The following is a 1,059-nucleotide window of genomic DNA, read 5'->3' as shown; positions in this document are numbered from 1 at the left end:
AATCTGCTCAGCAGAGTAGTTTTCGATAGACTTTCCTTTAGGTACGTACTTTCTGAAAATGCGATTGTGACGCTCATTTTGAGCTCTCTCATAAGAGCTATATGGATGAGCAAAATATACCATTATACCATATCGTTCTAACTGAGATAATTCCGCAAACTCAGTTCCGTTGTCTGCTGTAATTGTTTTAAATACAGTAGCAAATTGTGATCCATAATATATTTTGAGACTACGTAAAGCAGCTTTTACAGATGCTACATCTTTACGTCGAATCTTAATAGCAATGAATTTATGCGTTACTTTCTCTACTAAAGTTAGTACCACAGCCTCTTTACCTTTACGCTTACCAACGATAGTATCTATTTCCCAATGACCAATCTCAAGATGTAGCTTAACGATATCTGGTCGTTCATCAATACTTCGGCCAAAGATGCGTACGTTCTTTGCTTGTTTAGGCTTTGATTTTTTACGACTAAGCAGTTCTGGTACATCGAATAGGGATAATGGTAGGCGTGATTGATTAAGGGCGTTATACAGCGTTTTAGCACATACAAGTTCCTCTTCAGTAAACAGATTATGCTTCTTAGCATAGCCAGCACATACGTCTAATGACCAGTTAGCTTTTTTAACTTGCTCTGCAACCCAAATAGCAAATGGACTTTCAGACGTAATGCGCTGTTTACGACCAGAACGTTTTCTGTTTTCATAGTAAACGGCTTGACCTCGACTAGGTACATACTCTGTTGGTCTGCCTCGATGTGTCGTCTTAGTTGCAGTGCCACGTTTTAATTCGTAGCCCACAGTACTAGGTGAGCAATTAAGTGCTTTTGCAATCTGGCGATAAGAGTAACCTTGCTTATGGAGCGCTTTGATTTCGCATCGATCTTCAAATCTTAAGTGTTGTCCTCTTTCGCGAGGTAGGGTATTAATGGTATTATTTAGGTAGTCCATAGTGATTGCCTCCGGTTAATTTTGTGTCGTAACTTAATTTTACCATTGATGCAATCCTATGGATCTTTTTATTTAGTTTTAGTGTTCAATTTCATTCTACAATTTACG

1 protein-coding gene is annotated in these 1,059 nt (G+C 38.3%); it reads right to left on the bottom strand.

What is annotated here, in order from left to right:
* Nucleotides 1–951, bottom strand: a 951-nt coding sequence (locus tag AB840_RS15340; protein WP_048515681.1) for an IS30 family transposase, incomplete at its 3' end; no start/stop codon positions are given.
* Nucleotides 952–1,059: the final 108 nt, after the last annotated feature.

Source organism: Megasphaera cerevisiae DSM 20462 (genome assembly GCF_001045675.1).
GTDB classification, from domain to species: Bacteria; Bacillota; Negativicutes; order Veillonellales; family Megasphaeraceae; genus Megasphaera; species Megasphaera cerevisiae.
This window is presented reverse-complemented; position numbering and strand designations above follow the sequence as displayed.